Raw genomic sequence first — 22635 nt, 5'->3', positions numbered from 1 at the left:
CTCCAGCCCCCATCGGCGGGAAGCCACCGCCCTGTTGCCCCGGCATCCCCTGCGCGCCGGGCCCGTACGGCGGCCGGGAGGGGCCGTGCCCGGGAGACGGCGGATATGGGGTGGACATCAGCGACCCTTCACAACACAGCGGCGAAATCTTGACCGGGTGGCCACGACAGCCGAAAGGCCGTGTCCGACGGAGCACGAGGGGGCGCCTGCCGTCTTTCTGGCGGCCAGGCATGCGTCCGCCCCCCGCGGCTGAACCGTGGCCGGGTCCGAGCCTACGGACGGCCCGCACGCGGGCGTGTCAGGCGAACACCCGACAACCCGATCACGGTTCGGTCGAGGCCCGCGCGACCTCACGTCACCGGATCGGCGAGGCGGCCCCACATACGAAGAACGGCGGCGTCCCCGAAGGACACCGCCGTGCTCATGCCGACTCTGTGGGTGGAGCTATGGGGATTCGAACCCCAGACCTCCTCCATGCCATGGAGGCGCGCTACCAACTGCGCCATAGCCCCTGATCACCGCTCCGAGCACACCCGTTGCGGCGCTCGGAGAGCATATAGCCATCCGCCGCGATTCTCCTAATCGCGCGGGCACACCGCGGGACGACCGCACGGCCCCCGAGCCGTACGGACCTCAGGCCACGGCCTCCGGCCGGTCGTCGCTGTTGACCGGCTCCGGCAGCGTGCCCGCGTTGTGCTCCAGCAACCGCCAGCCCTTACGCCCTTCCTGCAGCACGGACCAGGAACAGTTGCCCAGCCCGCCGAGCGCGGGCCACAACTCCTCCGGCAACCCGAGCAGCTCGCAGATCCCGAGCCGCAGCGCGGCCCCGTGCGAGGCCACGACGAGCAGCCCGTCGTCGTCGAGGCGGCCGGCCCACTTGCGCATGGCGGCCGCCACCCGGGCGGCCACGTCGCCGACGGGTTCACCGTCGGGCGCCTCCCAGGCCGCGTATTCGGTGGGCCAGCGCGCGGCGATCTCCTCACGCGTCAGCCCTTCCCATTGACCGCCGCCGCGCTCGCGGAAATCCTTGTCGACCGCCACGTCGAGCCCGACGATCCGCCCGAGCGCCAGCGCCGTGTCGTTGGCCCGCTGGAGGTCGGAGGAGACGATCAGGGTCGGACGCAGCGAAGCGAGCAGCGAGGCTGCCCTGGCGGCCTGAGCTGTGCCGGTCTCGTCGAGGGGGATGTCGGAGTGGCCCTGGAAGCGCCGCTCGACGTTCCACAACGTCTGCCCGTGACGAAGACACACGATCCTTCTGCTCAACTGCGGGCCCGCTGCAGATTGGCCTGCATGACGCTCTCCGGCAGCGCGATGACCGGGCAGTCCTTCCAGAGACGCTCGAGCGCGTAGAACGTACGGTCTTCCTCGTGCTGGACGTGCACGACGATGTCGATGTAGTCGAGCAGCACCCAGCGGCCCTCACGCTCGCCCTCGCGGCGTACGGGCTTGACGTCGGCCTCGGTGCGCAGCCGCTCCTCGATCTCGTCGACGATGGCGCGTACCTGGCGGTCGTTGGTGGCGGAGCAGAGCAGGAAGGCGTCGGTGATGACGAGCTGTTCGCTCACGTCGTATGCAAGGATGTCATCGGCCAGCTTGTCGGCCGCGGCCTCCGCGGCGATGCGCACGAGCTGGACGGATCTGTCAGATGCGGTCACGATGCGGGTCTGTCCTCCTGTGTCGGCAGCAAGCCTTATGTTGAGCGTACCCTTCCGGGCCGAAACCCCTCACCCACAGCGTGACGACCTTCAGCCGGTGGGGTGATAAAGCCCGCGTTTATTGATGTACTGCACGATTCCGTCGGGCACGAGATACCAGATGGGTTCGCCTTTGGCGACGCGCTGCCGGCACTCCGACGACGAGATGGCCAGCGCGGGGATCTCCAGCAGCGTCACCTTGCCGTCGGGCAGTCCGGGGTCGTGCAGCGTGTGGCCGGGGCGCGTGCAGCCGACGAAATGGGCCAGCTCGAACAACTCGTCGGCGTCCTGCCAGCCGAGAATGGCGCCGAGGGCGTCGGCTCCGGTGATGAAGAAAAGGTCGGTCTGCGGGCCGTAAATTTCCGAAATGTCACGCAATGTGTCGATAGTGAAGGTCGGTCCAGGGCGTTCCACGTCCACCCTGCTCACGGAGAAACGGGGGTTGGAGGCCGTCGCGATGACCGTCATCAGATAGCGGTCCTCCGGCGCGGACACCTCACGCTCGGACTTCTGGTACGGCCGTCCGGTGGGCACGAAGACGACCTCGTCGAGCCGGAAATGGTGGGCCGCTTCGCTGGCCGCGACCAGGTGTCCGTGGTGGATGGGATCGAACGTCCCACCCATCACACCTACTCGCCGCTTCCCCTGGACACCAGGCGCGTTCATCATGAAACGGACCTTACGCGGAGGTCTTACGCCAACATGATGGCACCCCCCTGAGTGATGTCCGCGCATCACTTCAGTTGCGGACGTAGCATGCCGGGCATGACGACCACCCCGGACCGCAACCGCGTCCAACTGCCCGGCATATCGTCCCGAGCCTACGAACACCCCGCAGACCGGTCCGCCCTGGTCGCTCTGCGTAAGTTGAGTGGGTTCGACACAGTTCTCAAGCAGATGTCCGGCCTCGTCAGTGAGCGCCGGTTGCGCCTGATGTACCTTGCGTCCGCCGTACGCGTGAGCGAGACGCAGTTCCGCCCGCTCTACGACATGGGCCGCGACGCCGCCTACACCCTCGACCTGCACCGGATCCCCGAGATCTACGTCCAGCAGGACCCGCAGGTCCAGGCCAAGGCCATCGGCTTCGACGACCCGTTCATCGTCGTGACCACCGGTCTGCTCAACCTCATGAACGAGGAGGAGCAGCGCTTCGTCATCGGCCACGAGACCTCGCACATCCTGTCGGGGCACGCGGTCTACCGGACGATGCTCGACATCCTCACCCGCCTCGCCACCCGCGTCGCCTGGATCCCGCTCGGCTACATCGGCCTGCGCGCGATCGTCGCGGGCCTGGAGGAGTGGTACCGCAAGTCCGAGCTGTCCTCCGACCGCGGCGGCCTGCTCACGGGGCAGGACCCCGAGGCGGCCAAGCGCGCGCTGATGAAGCTCGCCGGCGGCGACTACACGCACGAGATGAACATCGAGGCGTTCCTGGAGCAATACCAGGAATACGACACCGCGGGCGACCTTCGCGACGGCTTCCTCAAGGTGCTCAACCTGCTCGGCACCACCCACCCGTTCGCGGTGGTGCGCGTGGCGGAGCTGGACAAGTGGCAGCGCAGCGGCGAATACGACCGGATCATCGGCGGCGACTACCCGCGCAGGGAAGACGACGCCAACGCCCGGGTGACCGACGAGATGAAGGCCGCCGCCGAGTCCTACCGCGCCTCATGGCAGCAGTCCCAGGACCCGTTCATCGGCGTCCTGCGCGACGTGGCCGAGGGCGCCGTCAACGCGGGCGAGCGCATCTTCAACCGCTTCTCCCGCCGCGACGGCGGCCAGGGCTGACGGGAGCGCCGCACGCGGCCGATCAGCGTGATCGACCGCGTGATCCGCCGCCCACGACGACGGCGGATCCGATCAGCACGGACCACCAGCAGCACGGATCCGAGCCGCACGATCCGAGCCGCACGATCAGCGCCGCACGATCAGGGCGGCACGATCAGCGCCGCACGGATCACCAGCAGCACGGATCACAGCAGCAGGGCGATGGCGCGCACGGCGGCCGCGCACAGGGCGACGAACCCGCCCAGCACGGCCAGTGCGCGCAGCCCTTCCCTGCGCAGATCGGGCAGGCGCTGACCGATACGTTCGATCTCGCGCCCGGTGAAACCACCGCACAACATCCCGAACACCACACCCGCCACGGTCACGGGCGCGGCCTGCTGCCACCAGTCGGCGTCGATCTCACCGCCGCCGGTCGCCCAGAGCGCGCCGCCCGACGCCACCGCGACGGGCACGCCGGGCCAGACGGCCGCGCTCGCCCCCGCGGCGGCGAGCGCGAACGGGAAGAGCAGCACGCGCAACGCCACCCGCGTGGCCCGTGAGCTGCGCTTCCTCACCAGCCAGTGGCTCATCCAGAGGGTCCTGGTCAGCACCACCAGCACCGCAGTGATGGCGATGGAGGCGATCGGCCAGATCACCGAGGTCACCACGCACGGCACGGCCAGCGCGGCGAGCAGCAGCAGAGCACCGTTGCCTGCGGGCAGCGTGGTGGACTTCTCGGAGCGAAGGCCCGTCTTCCGCTTGTCCTGCGCCTTGGTCGCGGCTCTCGCGCGCACGGCCGCCGCCGTCCGCTGACGCGGCCCGGTGACGCGCGGCCCGGTCACCTTGCCGTCCACGCTCCCGCGTCCCCTGGGCGCGGGCACCTTCCCTTCGGCCTGTACCCGGCTGCGCGCCGCGGCCCCGTCGGCCCCCGCCCGGCTCCGAGCGGTTCCATCGGCACCCGCCCGGCTCCTCGGTGTTCCATCCGTACCGGCCGCCCGGGTCCGCGCGGCCCCGTCGGCACCGGCCGCCCGCGTCCGTGCGCCTCCGTCCGTACCGGCGCGACCCCGCGCCGAACCCTCCGCACCTGTCCGGCTCCGAGCGGGATTCTCCGCACTTGTACGACTCCGAGCAGCTCCCTCCGCGCCTGTCCGGCCCCGAGCGGAACCCTCCCCACTCGCCGCACCCGACCGGCCCCGAGCAGCCCCGTCCGCACCCGACCGGCCCCGAGCAGCCCCGTCGGAACCAGACCGACTCCGAGCCGTCCCGTCCGTGCTCGACCGGCTCCGAGCAGCCCCGTCCGCACCTGACCGGCTCCGGGCGGCCCCGTCCGTGCCGGCCGCACGGCTGCGTGCGGCGGCGGCGTCCGTGCCCGCGCGGCCACGGGCCGCGGAGCCGTCGGCGCCCGACCGGCCGCGCGCGGCGGAACCCTCGGGATTGGCGCGGCTGGGGGCCGCGGGATTGTCCGCGCCCGCCCGGCTCCGGACCGCCGCGCCGTCCACGTTGCCACGGCTGCGCGCCGCCACGCCCTTGCTGTCAGCGCCGCTACGGCCACGCGGCGGAGGCACCTTGCCGTCCACGCCCGTGCCACCGGCCCGCCCGCGCGCCGGGTCCTCCGTCGTACGGCTGCGCACGGCCGCGCCCTTGCCCGCCTCCTCGGCCGCCTCGACGGCCCGTCCACCGGCCGGGGCGGGCTCGGGATCGGCTCCGCTCGCCGCCCTGGCCAGCCGCGACAGCCGGTCGGCCAGCAACGCCGCCGTGGGCCGCTTGCCCGGCTCCCTGTTGAGCGCCGCCCGCAGCAGGGGCAGCAGTTGCACAGGTACGCCCTTGAGGTCGGCCTGCCCGTTCAGCACCGCGTACATCTGCGCCTCGGCCGTGCCCCGCCCGAACGTCGGCCGCCCGGTCGCCGCGAACGCCACCGTGGCCGCCCAGGCGTGTACGTCGGCGGGCGAGTCGACCTGCTCGTCGGCGAAGATCTCCGGGGCGGTGTAACCGGGCGTGCCGAGGAACGTGCCGGTCATGGTGAGCCGGGTCGCGTCGAGCACCTGGGCGATGCCGAAGTCGATCAGGACCGGCCCTCTGTCGGCCATGATGATGTTGCCGGGCTTGAGGTCACGGTGGACGACGCCCGCCGCGTGGATGATGGCCAGCGCCGCGGCGATGCCCTGGGCCATGTCGACCAGCTGGGCGTCGTCGAGCGGGCCGTCCTGGCGTACGCGGTCGAGCAGCGTGACGCCCTCGATGTGCTCCATGACCAGGTAGGGGCGTGCGCAACCCAGGTCGGCGTCGAGGACCTTGGCGACGTACGGGCTCTCGACCCTGCGCAGCGCACGGACCTCGCGCTCCAGCCTGATGCGCGAGATCTCGTCCTCGGCCAGGTCGTGCAGGACCTTCAGCGCGACGTGCTCGCTACGACGGGTCGAGGCGAGGTAGACCTCGCCCATGCCGCCGCGGCCGAGCCGCTCGACCAGGGTGTACGGCCCCACCTTGCCGAGCTTGCTCACCGTCCCTCCCCGCCCGGCGTGCCCATAAGGGACACAACCCTAGCGCCGTGACGCGAGTCACCGCGTGAGGCACGCCGAAGGTCAACGGTGCGCGTGGTCGGAGAGCATGCTGTCGATCTCGGCCGTGGGCGCCTCGGACAGCCGTTGCCGGTTGTTCCTGCGCCAGTTGACCCGGCCGCGGCTCTCCAGCCGGAGCAGCAGCCGGTCGGCACCGAACAACACCGCGGCCATGAGAGCGAGGGCGACGACAATTTCCATGCCCCCAGTCAAACCGCGTCGTCAGGCGCCGGCCATGCCGACACGCCGGTTAACCGGCCACCACCGTGCCCTCCGACGTGCGCAAATGCCCCTCACCGGTGTAGATCCACTTGGTGGACGTCAGCTCGGGCAGCCCCATCGGGCCACGCGCGTGCAGCTTCTGCGTGGAGATGCCGATCTCCGCCCCGAAGCCGAACTCGCCCCCGTCGGTGAACCTCGTCGAGGCGTTGACCGCCACGGCCGCCGAGTCGACGAGCGCGACGAACCTGCGGGCGGCGCCCTGCGACCGGGTGACGATGGCGTCGGTGTGGCCGGAGCCGTAGCGCCTGATGTGGGCCACCGCCTCCTCCAGCGAGCCGACGACGGCGGCGGCGATGTCGAGCGAGAGGTATTCGGCGCGGAAGTCGTCCTCGGTGACCGGCACGACCTCGCCGTACGAGGCGATCCTCGCGTCGCCGTGCACGGTCACGCCCGCCTCGGCCAGCGCCCGCAGCGCCCTGGGCACGAACGCGTCGGCCACGTCGGCGTGCACCAGGAACGTCTCCGCCGCGTTGCACACCGAGGGCCGCTGCGCCTTGGCGTTGAGCAGGATCTGCACGGCCAGGTCGACGTCGGCGTCGGCGTCGACGTAGACGCTGCAGTTGCCGACGCCGGTCTCGATCACCGGGACGGTGGACTCCTCGACCACCGCGTTGATCAGCGACGCGCCGCCGCGCGGGATCAGCACGTCGACCAGGCCGCGGGCGCGCATGAGCTCCTTGACGGAGTCACGCGTCAGCCCGGGGACGAGCTGCACGGCCCCCGCGGGTACCTCGGTGCCGGCCAGGGCGTCCTGCATGACTCGCACGAGAGCGGTGTTGGAGCAGTGGGCACTGGACGAGCCCCTGAGCAGCACCGCGTTGCCGCTCTTCAGGCAGAGGGCGGCCGCGTCGACGGTGACGTTGGGGCGGCCTTCGTAGATGATGCCGATCACGCCCAGCGGCACCCTGAGCTGGCGCAGCTCGAGGCCGTTGGGCAACGTGGTGCCGCGCACGACCTCGCCGACCGGGTCGGGCAGGTCGGCCACCTGGCGTACGGCCTCGGCGATGCCCGCGATCCTCGCCTCGTCGAGCCTCAGCCGGTCGATCATCGCCTCGGCGGTGCCCTGGGACCTGGCCTGCTCGACGTCCTTGGCGTTGGCCTCGACGATCGGCGCCGCGTGCGCGACCAGCGCGTCGGCGACGGCGCGCAGCGCCCGGTCCTTCGGCGCCCGAGGCAGCGGGGCCAGCTCGGCGGCGGCCTCTCGCGCCGCGTGGGCGACCTTCAGGAACTCTGTGCTCATGGCTACGCTCCGCTTCGCTGCTCAGGGCGCCCGGCGCCCCGAGTGTCCTTCGTCACTCCGGGACCCGTCGAGCGGGTGCCCGGCTTCACCTGTGGGCTTCCAGTATGACGATGTCGTCACGGTGGATCAGCTCACGCTCGTATTCCGGGCCCAGTGTGCTCGCCAGCTCGCGCGTGGAGCGGCCGAGCAGGCCCGGGATCTCGCCGGCGTCGAAGTTGACCAGGCCGCGGGCCACCACGAGGCCCTTCGGCTCGCACAGGTCGACGGGGTCGCCGGCGGAGAACTCGCCCTCCACCGAGGTCACCCCGGCGGGCAGCAGCGACTTTCGGCGGGCCACGATGGCGTCGACCGCGCCCGGGTCGAGGTGGAGCCTGCCCCGCCCGGTGGTGGCGTGGGCGAGCCAGAGGAGGCGCGTGCCGGGATGGCGGCCACCGGGGTGGAAGTAGGTGCCGACGTCGGCTCCGCTCAGCGCCTGGGCCGCGTGAGCGGCGGCGGTGAGCACCACGGGCACCCCGGCCCCGGTGGCGATCCTGGCCGCCTGCACCTTGGTCACCATGCCGCCGGTGCCGACGGCCGCGCCGTTCCTGCCGAGCTCGACCCCTGCCAGGTCGTCGGCGCCGCGGATCTCCGTCAGCCGGCGCGAGCCGCTGCGGCTCGGCGGGCCGTCGTAGAGGGCGTCGACGTCCGACAGCAACACCAGGGCGTCGGCGCGGATCAGGTGTGACACGAGCGCCGCCAGCCGGTCGTTGTCACCGAAGCGGATCTCGTCGGTGGCCACCGTGTCGTTCTCGTTGACGATGGGCACGATGCCCATCTCGAGCAGCCGGCCGAGGGTGCGCTGGGCGTTGGCGTGGTGGGCGCGGCGCATCATGTCGTCGGCGGTCAGCAGCACCTGGCCGACCCGCAGGGAGTAGCGGGCGAAGGAGGAGGTGTAGCGGGCGACGAGCACACCCTGCCCGACGGACGCGGCCGCCTGCTGGGTGGCCAGGTCACGTGGCCGCGCGCTCAGCCCCAGCGGGCCGAGGCCCGCCGCGATCGCTCCGGACGAGACCAGGACGATCTGCGTCCCGGCCCGGCGCCGCGCCGCCAGCACATCCACCAGCGCGTCGACCCGGTCAACGTCGATCATGCCCTGAGGGGTGGTGAGCGAGGAGGAGCCGACCTTGACAACGACCTTGGACGCTGAGCTGAACTGTTCCCGCACGTCTGGCAGCTTATCGGCTCCAGGAAAGGACGGCGCGCCCGGCCGCCGCGCGCATGGCGGCGGTGACCTCCTCCGGTGTGTCCCCCCGGCGCAGCGCGTACGTGGCGGCCGAGGCCACCGCGCCCACGAGCGCCCCCACCAGCGCGGCGACCGCCACGACGTCGTCCTCCTCCGGGTAGCTCCGGCACAACGCGTCCACGATGCGCCGCTGGGCGTCCAGCACCCGCCGCAGCATCCAGGCCTGCAGCTCCGGGACGGTGAGCATCAACCGCACCCGTACGTCGGCGATCCCGGTGGCCAGCTCGGAACCGGCGACCTCGCTGATCATGCACTCGACCGCCGCGGCGAGCACGTCGGGCATCGTCTCGTCCGCCCCTCGCTGCTCGATGACCCGTACGGCCAGCTCGACCCGCGCGCCGCCACCGGCCAGGACGACGTCCTCCTTGGTGGGGAAGTGCAGGAAGAACGTCCTGGTCGACACGTCGGCCGCGGCCGCGATCTGGGCGACGGTGGTCGCCTCGTAGCCCTGCCGCTGGAACAACTCCACCGCCGCCGCGATCAGCGCCTCACGTGTACGCCGTTTCTTGCGTTCCCGTATCCCTTCCGCCATGACCGGCACATTACTACATTGACTGCATAGCTTCATTAGATGTAGTCATTTGGCATGGGACTCCGTGCTTATGTCGTCACCGGCGCCGCCTCGGGCATCGGCGCAGCGACCGCAGACCACCTGGAGAAGGGCGGCGACCGGGTGATCCGCTGCGACGTCCGCGACGCCGACGTGACCGCCGACCTGACCACCCCGGAGGGACGCGAACGGCTCGCCTCGGACGTGGCGGCGGCCTCAGAGGGCCGGATCGACGGCCTGATCGCCGTGGCCGGCAGCGCCGCCCCTTCGCCGCTCACCGCGCGGCTCAACTTCTTCGGCACGGTCGCGACGCTGGAGAGCCTGCGGCCTCTGCTGGCCGCGTCGGACCTGCCGAGGGCGGTCGCCGTCTCCTCGCTGAGCGCCGTCGTGGCCGCCGACGAGGCCATTGTCGCCGCGTGCCTGTCCATGGACGAGGAGGCAGCCGTGGCCGCCGTCACGACCGCCGTCGAGGCCGGCCGGGGCCGCATCGTCTACCCGTCCACCAAGCTGGCGCTCAACCGCTGGCTCCGCCGGGCCGCCGTGAGCCCTGACTGGGCACAGGCGCGCATCCCGCTCAACGCGGTCGCACCCGGCGTCGTGGACACGGAGACCGCAAGAAGGATGTTCCTGGACGATCCCGCCACCCGAGCGCAGGTGTCGTCCATGCTGCCCCAGCCACTCGGCTTCCCCGGGCCCGTCTCGGCGATCGCGTCACTGCTGGCCTGGACGGTCGGCCCGGACAACTCGTTCATGACCGGCCAGATCCTCTACGCCGACGGCGGCGCCGAAGCCACCCTCAATCCTTGACCGGGACAGGGGCCGCCGAGCCGCGCCTCTCCCGCCGGACAAGACCACCGAAGACCGCCGCCCCGGGCACGACACCAGAGCACCGGACCGCCACCGGCACCAGCCGGACAGACCGGCGCGTCACCCGCTGCCGGAACAGCCCAGACCCAGAGCAGCGCGTCAGGTGACCGCCTACCCGAGGCGGCCGTCGGAGCCTCTCGGGCCCTGCCGTACGGACTCGGCGTGCAGCGTGGGCTGCCAGTCGAAGAGGTACCCACCCTCCATAGGCCCGATCACGACCTCGACCCCCGCGCGCGCACCCGCCTTGGCCAGTTCCTCCTCGACCCCGAGCCGTTCGAGCCGGTCGGCGAGGTAGCCGACGGCCTCGTCGTTGCTGAAGTCGGTCTGCCTGATCCACCGTTCCGGCTTCTCGCCGGTGACCTGGAACAGGGTGTCGTTGACCCGCCGCACCCGGAACCCGGCGTCGCCGAGCTGCTTGGGCCGGATCACCAGCCGCGTGGGCTCCTCGACCGGCTTGGCAGCCCTGGCCGCGGCCACCCACTCGCCCATGGCGTACGTGAGCTCGCGCAGCCCGTCGTGCGTGGCCGCCGAGATCGTGAAGACCCTCAGCCCGCGCTCCTGGAACTCCGGGGTGACCATCTCGGCCAGCTCCCGGGCGTCGGGCACGTCGGCCTTGTTGAGGACGACCAGCCGCGGCCGGTCGTCGAGCTTGCCGTACGCCTGCAACTCCGCCTCGATCACCTCGTAGTCGGAGATCGGGTCGCGCCCCGGCTCCATGGTGGCGCAGTCGATGACGTGCACGAGCATGTCGCACCGCTCGACGTGGCGCAGGAACTCGTGCCCGAGCCCCTTGCCCTGCGACGCCCCGGGAATCAGCCCCGGCACGTCGGCGACGGTGAACACGGTGTCGCCGGCCGTCACCACGCCGAGGTTGGGGATGAGGGTGGTGAACGGGTAGTCGGCGATCTTCGGCTTGGCCGCGCTCAGGGCGGCGATCAGCGACGACTTCCCGGCGCTGGGAAAGCCGACGAGCGCCACGTCGGCGACGCTCTTGAGCTCCAGCATGACGTCGAGCTCGTCCCCCGGCTCGCCGAGCAGCGCGAACCCCGGCGCCTTACGGCGGGTGGTGGCCAGGGCCGCGTTGCCGAGGCCGCCGTGACCGCCCTGCGCGATCACGTAGCGCGTGCCGACCCCCACGAGGTCGACCAGCACCTCGCCCGTGGCCGTGTCCCTCACGACCGTGCCGTTGGGTACGGGCAGGATCACGTCGGCGCCGTTGGCGCCGTCACGGTTGGAGCCCTGCCCCTGCTTGCCGTTGCCGGCCTTGCGGTGCGGGCGGTGGTGGTAGTCGAGCAGGGTCGCGGTGTTGGGGTCGACCTCGAGGATGACGTCGCCGCCCCGCCCGCCGTTGCCGCCGTCGGGGCCGCCGAGCGGCTTGAACTTCTCCCGGTGGATGGAGGCGCACCCGTTCCCCCCGTCACCGGCCTTGATGTGCAGGACCACCTGGTCCACGAAGTCCGGCATCAAGCACCCTCTCCATCGCCCCCCGGCAGGGGGCATCTCCACTACACCAGAACGAACCCGGCGGCCGCCTTCACGCCGGACGATTGCCTGTTCAACAAGCGCGGGGCCGCAGAACATCCCCGGAGAACGCCAAGGGGTGGATCGACACTCGATCGATCCACCCCTTGGGAAGCGAGAACCCGTGCGGAGACTACTCCGTGACGGGGACGATGCTGACGGCCCGGCGCCCACGCTTGACACCGAACTGCACGTGACCGGCGGCCAGCGCGAACAGCGTGTCGTCGCCGCCACGCCCCACATTGTCGCCGGGGTGGAAGTGGGTGCCACGCTGGCGGACGATGATCTCGCCCGCGTTGACCAGCTGGCCGCCGAAGCGCTTGACGCCCAGGCGCTGAGCGTTCGAGTCACGGCCGTTCCGGGTGGACGACGCGCCCTTCTTGTGTGCCATCTCTCAAACTCCCGATCAGGCCTGGTCGATGCCGGTGATCTTCACCTGGGTGTACCGCTGGCGGTGACCCTGGCGCTTCTTGTAACCGGTCTTGTTCTTGTACTTGAGAATCCGGATCTTGGGGCCTTTGGTCTCGCCGAGAATCTCGGCGTTGACCGTGAACTTGCCCGCCTCCGTGGTCACATCGCCGTCGTTGACGACGAGCACCGTCGGCAGCGAAACCGAAGAGCCGACCTCGCCGGCGACCTTGTCCACCTCGAGGACGTCACCGACGGAGACCTTCTGCTGCCTGCCGCCGCAACGAACGATCGCGTACACCGCGGAACCCTTCTACTGACTCACTGTTGCACTGCACTGCTGAGACCCTCGGCCACCCCGAACGGGAATGGCCGCTGACTCCGAATGCTGCGCCTGTCATTCGGCCTGTACAAAACGACGAACCGAGTAAGCGCGCCAACAGGGCACGCCACCTGACGCACCGATTCACCAGGGTACCGGATTAACGGCGCCCTAGGCGAACCGGACGGAACGTCGGAAGTCTGCCGGCGTTACTCGGCTGACTTGGCTCGGCGGGAGCGTCTCCGCCCCCTGCCGGAAGTCTGGCTGGCTTGGTCGTCCTCAGTGGGGACTTCTTCAAGCGCACCGGTCACAGTATCACGGTTGCCGGAGTCCTTCGCCGCGGAAACCTTGTCGGCGACAGCCTTCTCGACGGCCATCTTGCCCTGCGTGCCGCGCGGTTCCGGCCTGGTCTCCACGGGCTCCGTGGAGATGATCAGGCCGCGTCCGTTGCAGCAGTCGCAGACCGTCGAGAACGCCTCCAGCAGGCCCTGTCCGACCCGCTTACGGGTCATCTGGACCAGCCCCAGCGAGGTCACCTCGGCCACCTGGTGCTTGGTCCTGTCGCGGGCCAGGCACTCCAGCATGCGCCGCAGCACCAGGTCCCGGTTGGACTCGAGCACCATGTCGATGAAGTCGATGACGATGATGCCGCCGATGTCGCGGAGCCTGAGCTGGCGGACGATCTCCTCGGCCGCCTCCAGGTTGTTGCGCGTGACGGTCTCCTCGAGATTACCGCCCTGGCCGGTGAACTTGCCGGTGTTGACGTCGACGACGGTCATCGCCTCGGTGCGGTCGATCACCAGGGAGCCGCCGCTCGGCAGCCACACCTTGCGCTCCAGCGCCTTGGCGAGCTGCTCGTCGATCCGGTACGACTCGAACACGTCGCCCTGGCCGGCGTCCCACTTCGACAGGCGCTCGCCCAGATGCGGCGCGACGTACTTCACGTACTCGTCGACCGTGTCCCAGGCCTCCTCGCCCTGCACGACCAGCGAGGTGAAGTCCTCGTTGAAGACGTCGCGCACCACCCTGATCGTCAGGTCGGGCTCGGCGGACAGCAGCTCGGGCGGGCTGGCCGACTTGGCCTTCTTCTGGATGTTCTCCCACTGCGCGGACAGGCGGGCCACGTCACGGGCCAGCTCGTCCTCGGAGGCGCCCTCGGCGGCCGTACGCACGATCACGCCGGCGTTCTCCGGCATGACCTTCTTCAGGATGCTCTTGAGCCGCGCGCGCTCTTTGTCGGGCAGCTTGCGGCTGATGCCGGTCATCGACCCGTCGGGGACGTACACCAGGTAACGGCCGGGCAGGCTGATCTGCGAGGTGAGCCGCGCGCCCTTGTGCCCGATCGGGTCCTTCGTGACCTGGACGAGCACCGACTGCCCCGACTTCAGCGCCGACTCGATGCGCTTCGGCTGGCCTTCGAGACCGGCCGTGTCGAAGTTCACCTCACCGGCGTACAGGACGGCGTTCCTGCCCTTGCCGATGTCGACGAACGCCGCCTCCATCGAGGGCAGCACGTTCTGCACCTTGCCGAGGTAGACGTTGCCGACGTAGGACTGGCTGGCCTCCCGGTTGACGTAGTGCTCCACGAGCACGCCGTCCTCCAGCACCGCGATCTGGGTGCGGTCGCCCTGCCTGCGCACCACCATCATCCGGTCGACGGACTCGCGGCGGGCCAGGAACTCCGACTCCGTGATGATCGGCGGGCGCCTGCGCCCGAGCTCGCGCCCCTCGCGGCGGCGCTGCTTCTTGGCCTCGAGCCTGGTCGAGCCGCGCACGCTCTGCACGCCGTCGGTGGCGGTGTCGAGCCCCGCCGAACGTCCCGAGCGCGGCGCGCGGATGCGCACCACCGTGTTCGGGGGGTCGTCACCCGCCGGTTCCACGGCCTCGTCCGTGCCGCGGCGGCGACGCCTGCGGCGGCGGCGCGAACCGGAGCTCTCCTCCTCCTGGGCCTCCTCGCCCTGCCCGTCGTCGGAGTCCTCCTCCTGCTCCTCGCCGTCCTCGGACTCGTCGCGCTCGCGCGACTTGCCGCGGCCCCTGCCACCGCGCCGGCGGCGACGGCGACGGCCGCCGCCCTCCTCCTCCTGCTCGTCGGAGGTGTCGGTGTCCGGCTCGTCCTCGGTCGCCGTCTCGTCGACCGCTTCCCCGGCCTCCTCGGGCTCGTCGGCGACAGGCTGCGGAGGCTCGGCCCGCCGCGTGACGGCGGGCTTGGCCTTGCTGGGGTCGGGCGCCTGGAACAGCGGCGCGAAGATGGCCGCGGGCCGCTGGAACGCGGCGCCCGGCTCGTCCTGCCGGCGTGCGGTCAGCCCGAACGGGTCGGCGAGCAGGCTCGGGCGGTCGACGTCCTCGTCGAGGTCCTCTCCCGCGGGCTCGTCGTCGAGCGGCTCGTCCTCGGGCAGGATCTCGACGATGTCCTCGGCGTCCTCTGCGTCCTCGACGTCCTGGGCGGCCGTCTCGACGTCGCCCCCTGGCCGCTCAGCCCCGGCCGCCGTGGCCCGCGTCCCCTCGCCCTGCGTCACCGTACGTGCGCCGGTCTGCGAGACCTCGGCCTCGCCCGCCGCCACGGCGGCGACATCCGCGGCCAGGTCTTCGGCGGCCAGGTCTTCGGCGTCCTCGTCCGTGCCGAACGGGGCGGCGGCCTCGACGCCCCCTGTGGGCGCTCCCACCGCGGCCGCGCCGCCGGTGGAGGGGGTCACGTCATCCTGACCCGCCTCGGTCGCCGCTTCGGGCTCCGCCTTCTTACGGGTCCTGCGCCGCTTCGGCGCAGCCTCCTCGGCGGGCGCCGCGCTCTCGGGGAGCGCTCCCGCCTCGTCGGCCGGCTCGTCCGCGGCCTTCTTCGTGGTACGCCGGCGCGTCGTCGTCGCCGTGGACCGGGTCCGCGTGGTCCTCTTGGGCTTCTCCTCGGCCGGGCTCTGCGGCGCACCGGCACCCGTGCCGTTGGCAGCGGCGACGCTCGTCGCCTCACCCTCGGCCCCAGGAGCTCCGGCGACCGCGCCGCCGGCTCTTCGCGCGTCGGACGTCGTGGCGTCCGCACCGGCGTTACCGGTGGCGGCGGCGGACATGTCACCGTTTGCGGCACTGGCCGGGCCCGGCCCTCCAGCGACCTTGTCTGCGGCGCCGGGAAGATCCGCGGCGTTCGCACGCGCGGCCGTCTCGGCGGCCTCCGCGAGGATCTCGGGTGCGGGCTCACCGGCGGCACGTTGTACGGCGTTGATCTGCACCGGCTGCACCTCGGCCACCGACGGCGCCGCCTGCGCGGCCACGACGGTCACCGGGACGGACGTCGGCTCGTCGGGCTCCGGCGGCGGACCTGCGGGCCGGCTGGCGGAGCGGCGACGCTTGGTCACCTCGGGCTGTTCAATTGTCTCCCCGTCAGGGCCAGTGGCCCCGGCGTTGGGCTCGTTGTCGAGCATGCGGGCGCTCTCCCGTCAGCTCCCGGGCGCGTCGCCGCGCCGCGCAGGAGCCCTCGTGTCTCGTTGTCCGCCGGCTCTCCCGATGAGGGAGCGCCGGCGCCAAGTCCTGTCAACGGTCGTGCCCGGCTCGCGCAGGGCACTTCCTTAACCGGCGACGTGCTCACCCGCCGGTCCCGCCTCGCCGCCGCGCGTCGTGTCGCGGTCCAGGTCGAGCGGGTCGGCAAGCGCACCGGTGCTGGCGTCGAGCGGCCCCTGCGCCAGCCTGGTCACCTCGGGGGGAACCGGCGGCGCGAAGTCGGCCACAAGGCGCAGCCCTGTGAGCACATCGTCGGGTCGAACGGCAGGCGTCATGTGCCGAACAACCATGCGCAGTATGACACACGGTCGTCCATGCACTTGAGCTGCGGTTCTGTCTGTTCCCTCGGACACCACGAGCCTCAGGACCGCCTCCCGCGCGTCGAAGCGGCGGGGGCCCTTCTTGGTGAGGCGCTCGACGTCCACCGCGCTCGCCGCGAGGAACTTCTCCGCCGCCACCTCGGCGAGCTCGCGATCGGCACCGGGCAGCCGGACCTCCCAGTCGGAGACCTCCAAGCGGTCGGCCAGACCACCAGGCCCCGCCTCCACAACGTCGAGCACGTCGAGCCCCGGCGGCAACGACCGGTCGAGTCCGGACTTGACCTCGTCCGGAACGCACGGCGTGGTAACACCGATCTCGAGGTATTCGGCTTCGCTGGCGACGCCGGTCGGCGCCGCGCCCGCGTAGGAGATCTTCGGGTGAGGCGAGAAGCCCGCGCTGTAGGCCACCGGAATGCCGGCACGGCGGACCGCTCTCTCGACGGCCCGCGAGATGTCGCGGTGGCTGGTGAAGCGCAGGCGGCCGCGCTTGGCGTAACGCACGCGCAGGCGCTGCACCGTGGGCGCGGGCGGAGGCCCTTCGGGAACAGGTTTCAGAGCTGTGTCGTCCTTCCCTTGTAAGAGTTCCTACCACTCAGGATAAGCCGCGCTGACGTGTGTGCGTGTACACCGTGACACGGCTCGCCCACTGAGCGCGCTAGACCACCGTCAGAGGAAGGAGTTTTCGCCCGGTAGGACCGATCTGAATTTCCGTCCCCATGGTGGGGCATACCCCGCAGTCGTAGCACGGGGTCCAGCGGCAGTCTTCGACCTCACCGCCGGAAACGGCCTCCTGCCAGTCCTGCCAGAGCCATTCACGGTCGAGCCCGGCGTCGAGGTGATCCCATGGGAGAACTTCGTTCTCTTCGCGCTCGCGCGTGGTGTACCAGTCGACGTCGACGCCGGCCTGCTCGGCCGCCGCCATCCAGCGCTCGTACGAGAAGTGCTCGCTCCAGCCGTCGAACCTGCCGCCGCTCTCCCAGACGGCGCGGATCACGGCGCCCACGCGGCGGTCGCCGCGCGAGAGCAGGCCCTCGACGATCGACGGTTTGCCGTCGTGGTAGCGGAAGCCGATGGCCTTGCCGTACTGCTTGTCGCCTCTGAGCGAATCGCGCAGCGCCTTGAGCCGCCGGTCGACGGTCTCGTGGTCGGCCTGGGCCGCCCACTGGAACGGCGTGTGCGGCTTGGGCACGAAGCCGCCGATGGACACCGTGCAGCGGATGTCACGGCTGCCTGTGATCTCCCGGCCCGCCTTGATGACCTTCTTGGCCAGGTCGGCGATGCCCAGCACGTCTTCGTCCTGCTCGGTCGGCAGCCCGCACATGAAGTAGAGCTTGACCTGCCGCCACCCCTGGGAGTAGGCCGTGGTGACGGTGCGGATCAGGTCTTCCTCGGTGACCATCTTGTTGATCACCTTGCGCATGCGCTCGGAGCCGCCCTCGGGCGCGAACGTCAGGCCCGAGCGTCTGCCGTTCCTGGAGAACTCGTTGGCCAGGTCGATGTTGAACGCGTCGACCCTGGTCGAGGGCAGCGACAGCGAGGTGTTGGTGCCTTCGTAGCGGTCGGCCAGGCCCTTGGCGACCTCGCCGATCTCGGAGTGGTCGGCGGACGACAACGACAGCAACCCGACCTCGTTGAAGCCGGACTCCTTGACGCCGTTGTCCACCATGGCGCCGATCGTGGTGATCGAACGCTCGCGCACCGGCCGGGTGATCATGCCTGCCTGGCAGAACCGGCACCCCCGCGTGCAGCCGCGGAAGATCTCCACGCTGAACCGCTCGTGCACCGTCTCCGCCAACGGAACCAGCGGCTTCTTCGGGTAGGGCCACTCGTCGAGGTCCATCACGGTGTGCTTGTGCACCCGCCACGGCACGTCGGCCCTGTTGGGCGCGACCCGCTTGATCCGGCCGTCAGGGTGGTAGTCGACGTCGTAGAACTTGGGCACGTAGACGCCGCCCGACTCGGCGAGCCGCATCAGCAGCTCGTCACGGCCACCGGGACGCCCTTCGCCCTTCCACTCGCGGACGACCTCGGAGATGGCGATGGCGATCTGCTCCCCGTCGCCGAGCACGGCCGCGTCGAGGAAGTCGGCGATCGGCTCGGGGTTGAAGGCCGCGTGGCCACCCGCGAGCACGATCGGGTCGTCGTCGCCCCTGTCGGACGCCGTCAGCGGAATGCCGGCCAGGTCGAGCGCGGTCAGCATGTTGGTGTAGCCGAGCTCGGTCGAGAACGACACCCCGAGCACGTCGAAGGCGCGCACCGGCCGGTGCGCGTCGACGGTGAACTGCGGGACGCCCTCGGCGCGCATGAGCGCCTCGAGATCGGGCCAGACCGCGTAGGTGCGCTCGGCCAGCGTGCCCGGCAGCTCGTTGAGGATCTCATAGAGGATCGCGACGCCCTGGTTGGGCAGCCCGACCTCGTAGGCGTCGGGATACATCAACGCCCACCGCACGTCGGCGGAGTCCCAGTCCTTGACGGTCGAGTTGAGCTCGCCCCCGACGTACTGGATGGGTTTCTGCACCTTCGGCAGCAACGCTTCCAGGCGGTGGAAAATCGACTCGACAGGCATACCGTCAAGGGTAGCGGCGTTCAGGCAGTGGCAGGTCCGGGCACGGTACGGAAATCCGCCGGGAAGCCTTCAGTCGAACGAATGACCACGCACCCTGATGGCCTGCAGCAGACCCACGGCGATGAGGTTGGCGAACGTGGCCGTGCCGCCGTACGACACGAACGGCAGTGGCAGCCCGGTGATCGGCATGATCCCGATCGTCATGCCCACGTTGATGAACATCTGGAACGCGAACCAGCACACGATCGTCCCCGCGACCAGCGTCCCGAACCGGTCCTCGCACTCCCTGGCGATCTTCAGCCCGCGCAGCAGCACCACGCCGAGCAGCAGCACCACGGTGACCGACCCGAGAAATCCGAACTCCTCCCCCGCCACCGTGAAGATGAAGTCGGTGTGCTGTTCCGGCACGAACCGCCCGGTCGTCTGCCCGCCGCCCAGCAGCCCCTTGCCCAGGAGCTGCCCCGACCCGATCGCGATCAGCGACTGCGTGCTGTTGTAGCCCACCCCGCGCGGATCCACGCTGGGATCGACGAACGCGGTGAACCGCGCCACCTGATACGGCTCCAGCAACTGGAAGTAGAACACCGCGAACACGGCAGCGCCCGCCACCGTCGTCAGCGCCGCGATCCACCGTTTGCGCACCCCTGCGATGATCAGCGCGGACGCCGCGATGACGGCCAGCACCATCGCCGTGCCGAGGTCGGGCTGGAGCATCACCAGCCCGATCGTGAGCGCCGCGGCCAGCAGCGCCAGCACGACGTCGAACCCGCGCGGCCGGTCGGAGCCCTCAGCCGGCTGCGCCAGCAACATCGCCGTGATGAGCAGCAGCCCCACCTTGGCGAACTCCGACGGCTGCACCGCGAACCCGCCGCCGAGCAGGATCCACGAATGCGAACCGTTGATCGTCGCCCCCAGCGGGGTGATCACCAGGCCCAGCCCCACCACGGACGTCAGGAACACCAGCGGCGCGTACGCCCGCATCGCCCGGTGGTCGATCGAGGCCACGATGCCGCACAACACCACGCCGAGCGCCTGGTTGAGCATGTGCTTCTTGACCAGTCCCGTCGCGCCCGGCGCCCAGGTCCTGGTGGACGACCACACCAGCAAGGTGCCGATCACGCACAGCCCCGCCACCGCGACCAGCATGAGCCCGTCGAAGCGCCGCACGGCCGACTTCTCGCCCGCCACCCGCCGCAGCAGCGAAGGACGCCTGACCGCGGCCGTGCGGCCCGTCATCCTCTTGCCACCGTTCCGTCAGGCGCGAACGCCGGCAGCCGCGTCGTCAACCGCCCGCCGGGCACCGCCGGGCGCCGCTTGATGCCGTAGATGCCCTCGTAGATCTCGCGCGCGGCCGGCGCCGCCGCCGAGCCGCCCATCCCGCCCTGGGAGATCATGACGACCACGACGTACTGGGGGTTCTGGGTGGGCGCGAACGACGCGAACCACGCGGTGTCCTTCTTGCCCCAGACTTCGGCGGTGCCGGTCTTGCCGCCGATGCGTACCTTGTTCATCGGGAATCCGGCGAAGGCCCCCGCGGCGGTGCCGTCGGAGGGCACCTGGCTCAGCGCGTTCTTGATGTAGCGCCGCTCCTTCTCGCTGAGCGGCAGCTTGCCGACCACCGGCACGTCGATCGTCTTGACCACCTTGCCGTCGGGCCGAACCTGAGCCCACCCGATGCGCGGGCTGCGCACCTTTCCGTCGGTCACCAGCGCCATGTACGCCCTGGCCAGCTGCAGCGGCGTCACCAGCACGTCGCCCTGGCCGATGGAGAAGTTGGCGGCGTCACCCGGCCGCAGGAGGAACCCCTCGGTGCAGTTCTCCAGTGCGAGACGCTTCAGGAACTCCGCCCGCGCACGGTCCTTGATCTCCGGATAGCCCTTGCGCGACCGCTCGCAGTTGACCGCGCTGGTGTGGTTCCACAGGTCCTTCTTCCAGGCCCGGTCGGGGATGCGCCCGGACGACTCGCCGGGGAGGTCGATGCCCGTCGGACTGCCGAAGCCGAACGCCCGCGCGACGTTGGCGAACACCTCCTTCGGCGTCTTCTTCGGGCTGCGGCCGCCGTCCTTCATGTACTGCTCGAACGCGGCCTGGTAGAAGATCGTGTCGCATGACTTGACCAGCGCCATGTGCAGGTCGAGCGTCCCCAGAGGGATGCCCCGGAAGTTGTTGAACGCCCGTCCGCCCACCATGACGGAGCCGGGACAGCTGTATTTGCCGTTGAGCGGGTAGCCGGCCCGCAACATGGAGGTCACGGACGAGACCTTGAACGTCGAACCAGGCGCGAACTGGCCGTTGATCGCCCGTGACACGAGCGGCTTGCCCGACTTCTCCGACATCAGCCACTGGTATCCGCGGGCCGAGATCCCGCCCGCCCAGATCGCCGGATCGTACCCGGGGGCACTGGCCAGCGCCACGACCCGCCCGCTGCGGGCGTCGAGCACCACGCCGGCCCCGCCGTCGGCTGCCGGCGCCGCTTTCATGGCCCGCGCGAGCGCCTTCTCCACCACGTTCTGTACGCGCGAGTCGATGCTGGTGACCAGGTGATCACCCGGAATGGGCGTGGTCTGCTCCTCCACGCCGAGGGCCTTGCCCATCCGGTCGACCTGGACCCTGCGCAGCCCCGCCTTGCCACGCAGCGCCTCGTCGTAGACGTATTCGAGCCCGTCGCGCCCGACCAGGTCCACCCCGGAGAAGCTGGCCTTGAGCCCTTCGCGTTTCTCCAGCTCCGCCTCGGTGACCGGCTGAAGGTAGCCGAGCATCTGAGCGCCCGCCCTGCCTCCCGGATATTGCCTGACGGAGTGGATTTCCGCCGTCACCCCGGGAAACTCCTCCTGCCGTTCGAGGATCTGCAGCGCCTCACGGGTGTCGACCTTCTCATCCAGCGGAACCGGCTGGTACGGCGACCCCGTCCAGCACGGCTTCGCGATCCCGGGACCGCACGGCGTGATGCGCTGCTGCAACTGCGCCACCGGCCTGTCGAGCACCGCGGACAACTTGCCCAGCACCTTCACACCGCCGTCGGGCATCCTCGACAGCCGCGTACGGTCCACGGACACGACCAGCGCGGTCTTGTTGCGCACCAGCGGCCGGCCGGACGAGTCGAGGATCTGCCCCCGGACGGCCGGCACGATCACGGTGCGCGTCCTGGTCTCCGTCGCCCGCGTCACGAACTCCTGCCCGCGCACCACCTGCACCTGCCACAGCCGCATGGCCAGCACGACGAGCAGCGTCAGGACGAGAACGTGCAGCACCAGCAGCCGGGCCCGCATCCTGATCATGGCGAGAACCTCGTCCGCCCGGCACGCGCGGTCAGCCAGATCACGATCGGCGACACCAGCAGCGTGTAGACGACGGTGACGGGCACCTGCTCCGTCAGCGTGGACATCGTCACCCGGGGATCAGAGATGAGCCCACCCACGCCGGCCGCGAGCAGCGGCGCCATCAGCACGCACAACACGACGGTCGTCACCGGACCGCCCGCGCCGTGCCCGGCGACGTATCCGACGAGCGCCAGCACGAACGCGTACTGGCCGAGCAGGTGCGCGGTCGGCGGCATGACGTCGACCAGCAGCCCGGCGAAGAAGCCGAGCATCGCGCCCGACGCGGACCCCCGCGACAGAGCCGTCCCGATCAGGGCGAGCAACACCAGGTCAGGGGCACCCCCAGCGGGCAGTGGCAGGCGGTTGACCAGCAGGACCTGCGCCAGCAACGCGATCAACACGGACACACCCCCGATCACCACGCCCCCTCCCCTCCGGCGTCCGCACCGGCC

19 protein-coding genes and 1 tRNA gene are annotated in these 22635 nt (G+C 70.7%); 2 read left to right on the top strand and 18 right to left on the bottom strand.

Annotated elements, in window-relative coordinates; all coding sequences use genetic code 11:
• Positions 1–439: 439 nt before the first annotated feature.
• The 4 genes from E1295_RS37780 to nadD form a co-directional block, all read right to left on the bottom strand.
• Positions 440–512: transfer RNA gene (locus tag E1295_RS37780), tRNA-Ala, on the bottom strand.
• Between the two features lie 121 nt (positions 513–633).
• The gene (locus tag E1295_RS37775) at positions 634–1263 is read right to left on the bottom strand and encodes a histidine phosphatase family protein (protein ID WP_132638334.1); all 630 of its coding nucleotides are present in this window, start codon (positions 1261–1263) and stop codon (positions 634–636) included.
• Entirely contained in the window at positions 1260–1655 is a 396-nt protein-coding gene (rsfS, locus tag E1295_RS37770) for a ribosome silencing factor (RefSeq protein ID WP_132638332.1), read from the bottom strand. The genes E1295_RS37775 and rsfS overlap by 4 nt, the downstream gene beginning before the upstream one ends.
• 90 nt (positions 1656–1745) lie before the next feature.
• Positions 1746–2363: a nicotinate-nucleotide adenylyltransferase gene (nadD, locus tag E1295_RS37765; RefSeq protein WP_132638330.1), complete on the bottom strand. Its 618-nt coding sequence runs from the start codon at positions 2361–2363 to the stop codon at positions 1746–1748.
• An 87-nt stretch (positions 2364–2450) separates the two neighbouring features.
• Here nadD and E1295_RS37760 point away from each other — a divergent pair, with 87 nt between their 5' ends.
• The gene (locus E1295_RS37760; protein WP_171055534.1) at positions 2451–3482 is read left to right on the top strand and encodes a M48 family metallopeptidase; all 1032 of its coding nucleotides are present in this window, start codon (positions 2451–2453) and stop codon (positions 3480–3482) included.
• A 185-nt stretch (positions 3483–3667) separates the two neighbouring features.
• Here E1295_RS37760 and E1295_RS37755 read toward each other — a convergent pair whose 3' ends face one another.
• The 5 genes from E1295_RS37755 to E1295_RS37740 all read right to left on the bottom strand — a co-directional run bounded on the left by E1295_RS37755 (position 3668) and on the right by E1295_RS37740 (position 9355).
• Positions 3668–5962 carry a serine/threonine-protein kinase gene (locus E1295_RS37755; protein ID WP_181958107.1) on the bottom strand — a complete coding sequence of 765 codons (2295 nt, stop codon included), beginning with the start codon at positions 5960–5962 and terminating at the stop codon, positions 3668–3670.
• Between the two features lie 81 nt (positions 5963–6043).
• On the bottom strand, positions 6044–6220 hold the full coding sequence (locus tag E1295_RS49315; RefSeq protein ID WP_166427609.1) for a hypothetical protein: 177 nt from the start codon (positions 6218–6220) through the stop codon (positions 6044–6046).
• A 49-nt stretch (positions 6221–6269) separates the two neighbouring features.
• Positions 6270–7541 carry a glutamate-5-semialdehyde dehydrogenase gene (locus tag E1295_RS37750; RefSeq protein WP_132638328.1) on the bottom strand — a complete coding sequence of 424 codons (1272 nt, stop codon included), beginning with the start codon at positions 7539–7541 and terminating at the stop codon, positions 6270–6272.
• Between the two features lie 85 nt (positions 7542–7626).
• On the bottom strand, positions 7627–8745 hold the full coding sequence (gene proB / locus E1295_RS37745; protein WP_132638326.1) for a glutamate 5-kinase: 1119 nt from the start codon (positions 8743–8745) through the stop codon (positions 7627–7629).
• Between the two features lie 10 nt (positions 8746–8755).
• Positions 8756–9355 (bottom strand): TetR/AcrR family transcriptional regulator, encoded by a 600-nt coding sequence (locus E1295_RS37740; RefSeq protein ID WP_132638324.1) that lies wholly within the window; start codon positions 9353–9355, stop codon positions 8756–8758.
• A 54-nt stretch (positions 9356–9409) separates the two neighbouring features.
• Between E1295_RS37740 and E1295_RS37735 the strand changes: the two genes are divergently transcribed.
• Positions 9410–10180 (top strand): SDR family oxidoreductase, encoded by a 771-nt coding sequence (locus tag E1295_RS37735; RefSeq protein ID WP_132638322.1) that lies wholly within the window; start codon positions 9410–9412, stop codon positions 10178–10180.
• 171 nt (positions 10181–10351) lie between these two features.
• On the opposite strand, the gene obgE is transcribed toward E1295_RS37735, so the two are convergent.
• The 9 genes from obgE to mreD form a co-directional block, all read right to left on the bottom strand.
• Positions 10352–11704, bottom strand: coding sequence for a GTPase ObgE (obgE, locus tag E1295_RS37730; RefSeq protein ID WP_132638320.1), 1353 nt, complete (start codon positions 11702–11704; stop codon positions 10352–10354).
• Positions 11705–11894: 190 nt separating this feature from the next.
• Positions 11895–12152: a 50S ribosomal protein L27 gene (rpmA, locus tag E1295_RS37725; RefSeq protein WP_132516546.1), complete on the bottom strand. Its 258-nt coding sequence runs from the start codon at positions 12150–12152 to the stop codon at positions 11895–11897.
• Positions 12153–12167: 15 nt separating this feature from the next.
• Positions 12168–12470 carry a 50S ribosomal protein L21 gene (gene rplU / locus E1295_RS37720; protein WP_132638318.1) on the bottom strand — a complete coding sequence of 101 codons (303 nt, stop codon included), beginning with the start codon at positions 12468–12470 and terminating at the stop codon, positions 12168–12170.
• A 230-nt stretch (positions 12471–12700) separates the two neighbouring features.
• Positions 12701–15901, bottom strand: coding sequence for an Rne/Rng family ribonuclease (locus E1295_RS37715; protein ID WP_246080837.1), 3201 nt, complete (start codon positions 15899–15901; stop codon positions 12701–12703).
• 144 nt (positions 15902–16045) lie between these two features.
• Entirely contained in the window at positions 16046–16798 is a 753-nt protein-coding gene (locus E1295_RS37710; RefSeq protein WP_246080835.1) for a TIGR03936 family radical SAM-associated protein, read from the bottom strand.
• A gap of 154 nt (positions 16799–16952) precedes the next feature.
• Positions 16953–18863 carry a TIGR03960 family B12-binding radical SAM protein gene (locus tag E1295_RS37705; RefSeq protein ID WP_132638314.1) on the bottom strand — a complete coding sequence of 637 codons (1911 nt, stop codon included), beginning with the start codon at positions 18861–18863 and terminating at the stop codon, positions 16953–16955.
• A gap of 69 nt (positions 18864–18932) precedes the next feature.
• On the bottom strand, positions 18933–20099 hold the full coding sequence (gene rodA / locus E1295_RS37700) for a rod shape-determining protein RodA (protein WP_132638312.1): 1167 nt from the start codon (positions 20097–20099) through the stop codon (positions 18933–18935).
• Positions 20096–22141 (bottom strand): penicillin-binding protein 2, encoded by a 2046-nt coding sequence (gene mrdA, locus E1295_RS37695; protein WP_132638310.1) that lies wholly within the window; start codon positions 22139–22141, stop codon positions 20096–20098. The genes rodA and mrdA overlap by 4 nt, the downstream gene beginning before the upstream one ends.
• Positions 22138–22635: rod shape-determining protein MreD (gene mreD, locus E1295_RS37690; protein ID WP_246080834.1), on the bottom strand; the 498-nt coding region annotated here is incomplete at its 5' end. The genes mreD and mrdA, both read right to left, overlap by 4 nt.

The organism is Nonomuraea mesophila, assembly GCF_004352805.1.
Taxonomy (GTDB): domain Bacteria; phylum Actinomycetota; class Actinomycetes; order Streptosporangiales; family Streptosporangiaceae; genus Nonomuraea; species Nonomuraea longispora.
Note: the sequence above shows the minus strand (reverse complement) of the source record. Positions and strands in the feature narration are given on the sequence as shown.

Coding starts and splice junctions, on each gene's coding strand:
- nadD (WP_132638330.1), bottom strand. CDS start 2,363: ATGATGAACGCGCCTGGTGTCCAGGGGAAGCGGCGAGTAGGTGTGATG.
- E1295_RS37760 (WP_171055534.1), top strand. CDS start 2,451: ATGCCGGGCATGACGACCACCCCGGACCGCAACCGCGTCCAACTGCCC.
- E1295_RS49315 (WP_166427609.1), bottom strand. CDS start 6,220: ATGGAAATTGTCGTCGCCCTCGCTCTCATGGCCGCGGTGTTGTTCGGT.
- E1295_RS37750 (WP_132638328.1), bottom strand. CDS start 7,541: ATGAGCACAGAGTTCCTGAAGGTCGCCCACGCGGCGCGAGAGGCCGCC.
- E1295_RS37740 (WP_132638324.1), bottom strand. CDS start 9,355: ATGGCGGAAGGGATACGGGAACGCAAGAAACGGCGTACACGTGAGGCG.
- E1295_RS37735 (WP_132638322.1), top strand. CDS start 9,410: ATGGGACTCCGTGCTTATGTCGTCACCGGCGCCGCCTCGGGCATCGGC.
- obgE (WP_132638320.1), bottom strand. CDS start 11,704: ATGCCGGACTTCGTGGACCAGGTGGTCCTGCACATCAAGGCCGGTGAC.
- rpmA (WP_132516546.1), bottom strand. CDS start 12,152: ATGGCACACAAGAAGGGCGCGTCGTCCACCCGGAACGGCCGTGACTCG.
- E1295_RS37715 (WP_246080837.1), bottom strand. CDS start 15,901: ATGCTCGACAACGAGCCCAACGCCGGGGCCACTGGCCCTGACGGGGAG.
- E1295_RS37705 (WP_132638314.1), bottom strand. CDS start 18,863: ATGCCTGTCGAGTCGATTTTCCACCGCCTGGAAGCGTTGCTGCCGAAG.
- rodA (WP_132638312.1), bottom strand. CDS start 20,099: ATGACGGGCCGCACGGCCGCGGTCAGGCGTCCTTCGCTGCTGCGGCGG.
- mrdA (WP_132638310.1), bottom strand. CDS start 22,141: ATGATCAGGATGCGGGCCCGGCTGCTGGTGCTGCACGTTCTCGTCCTG.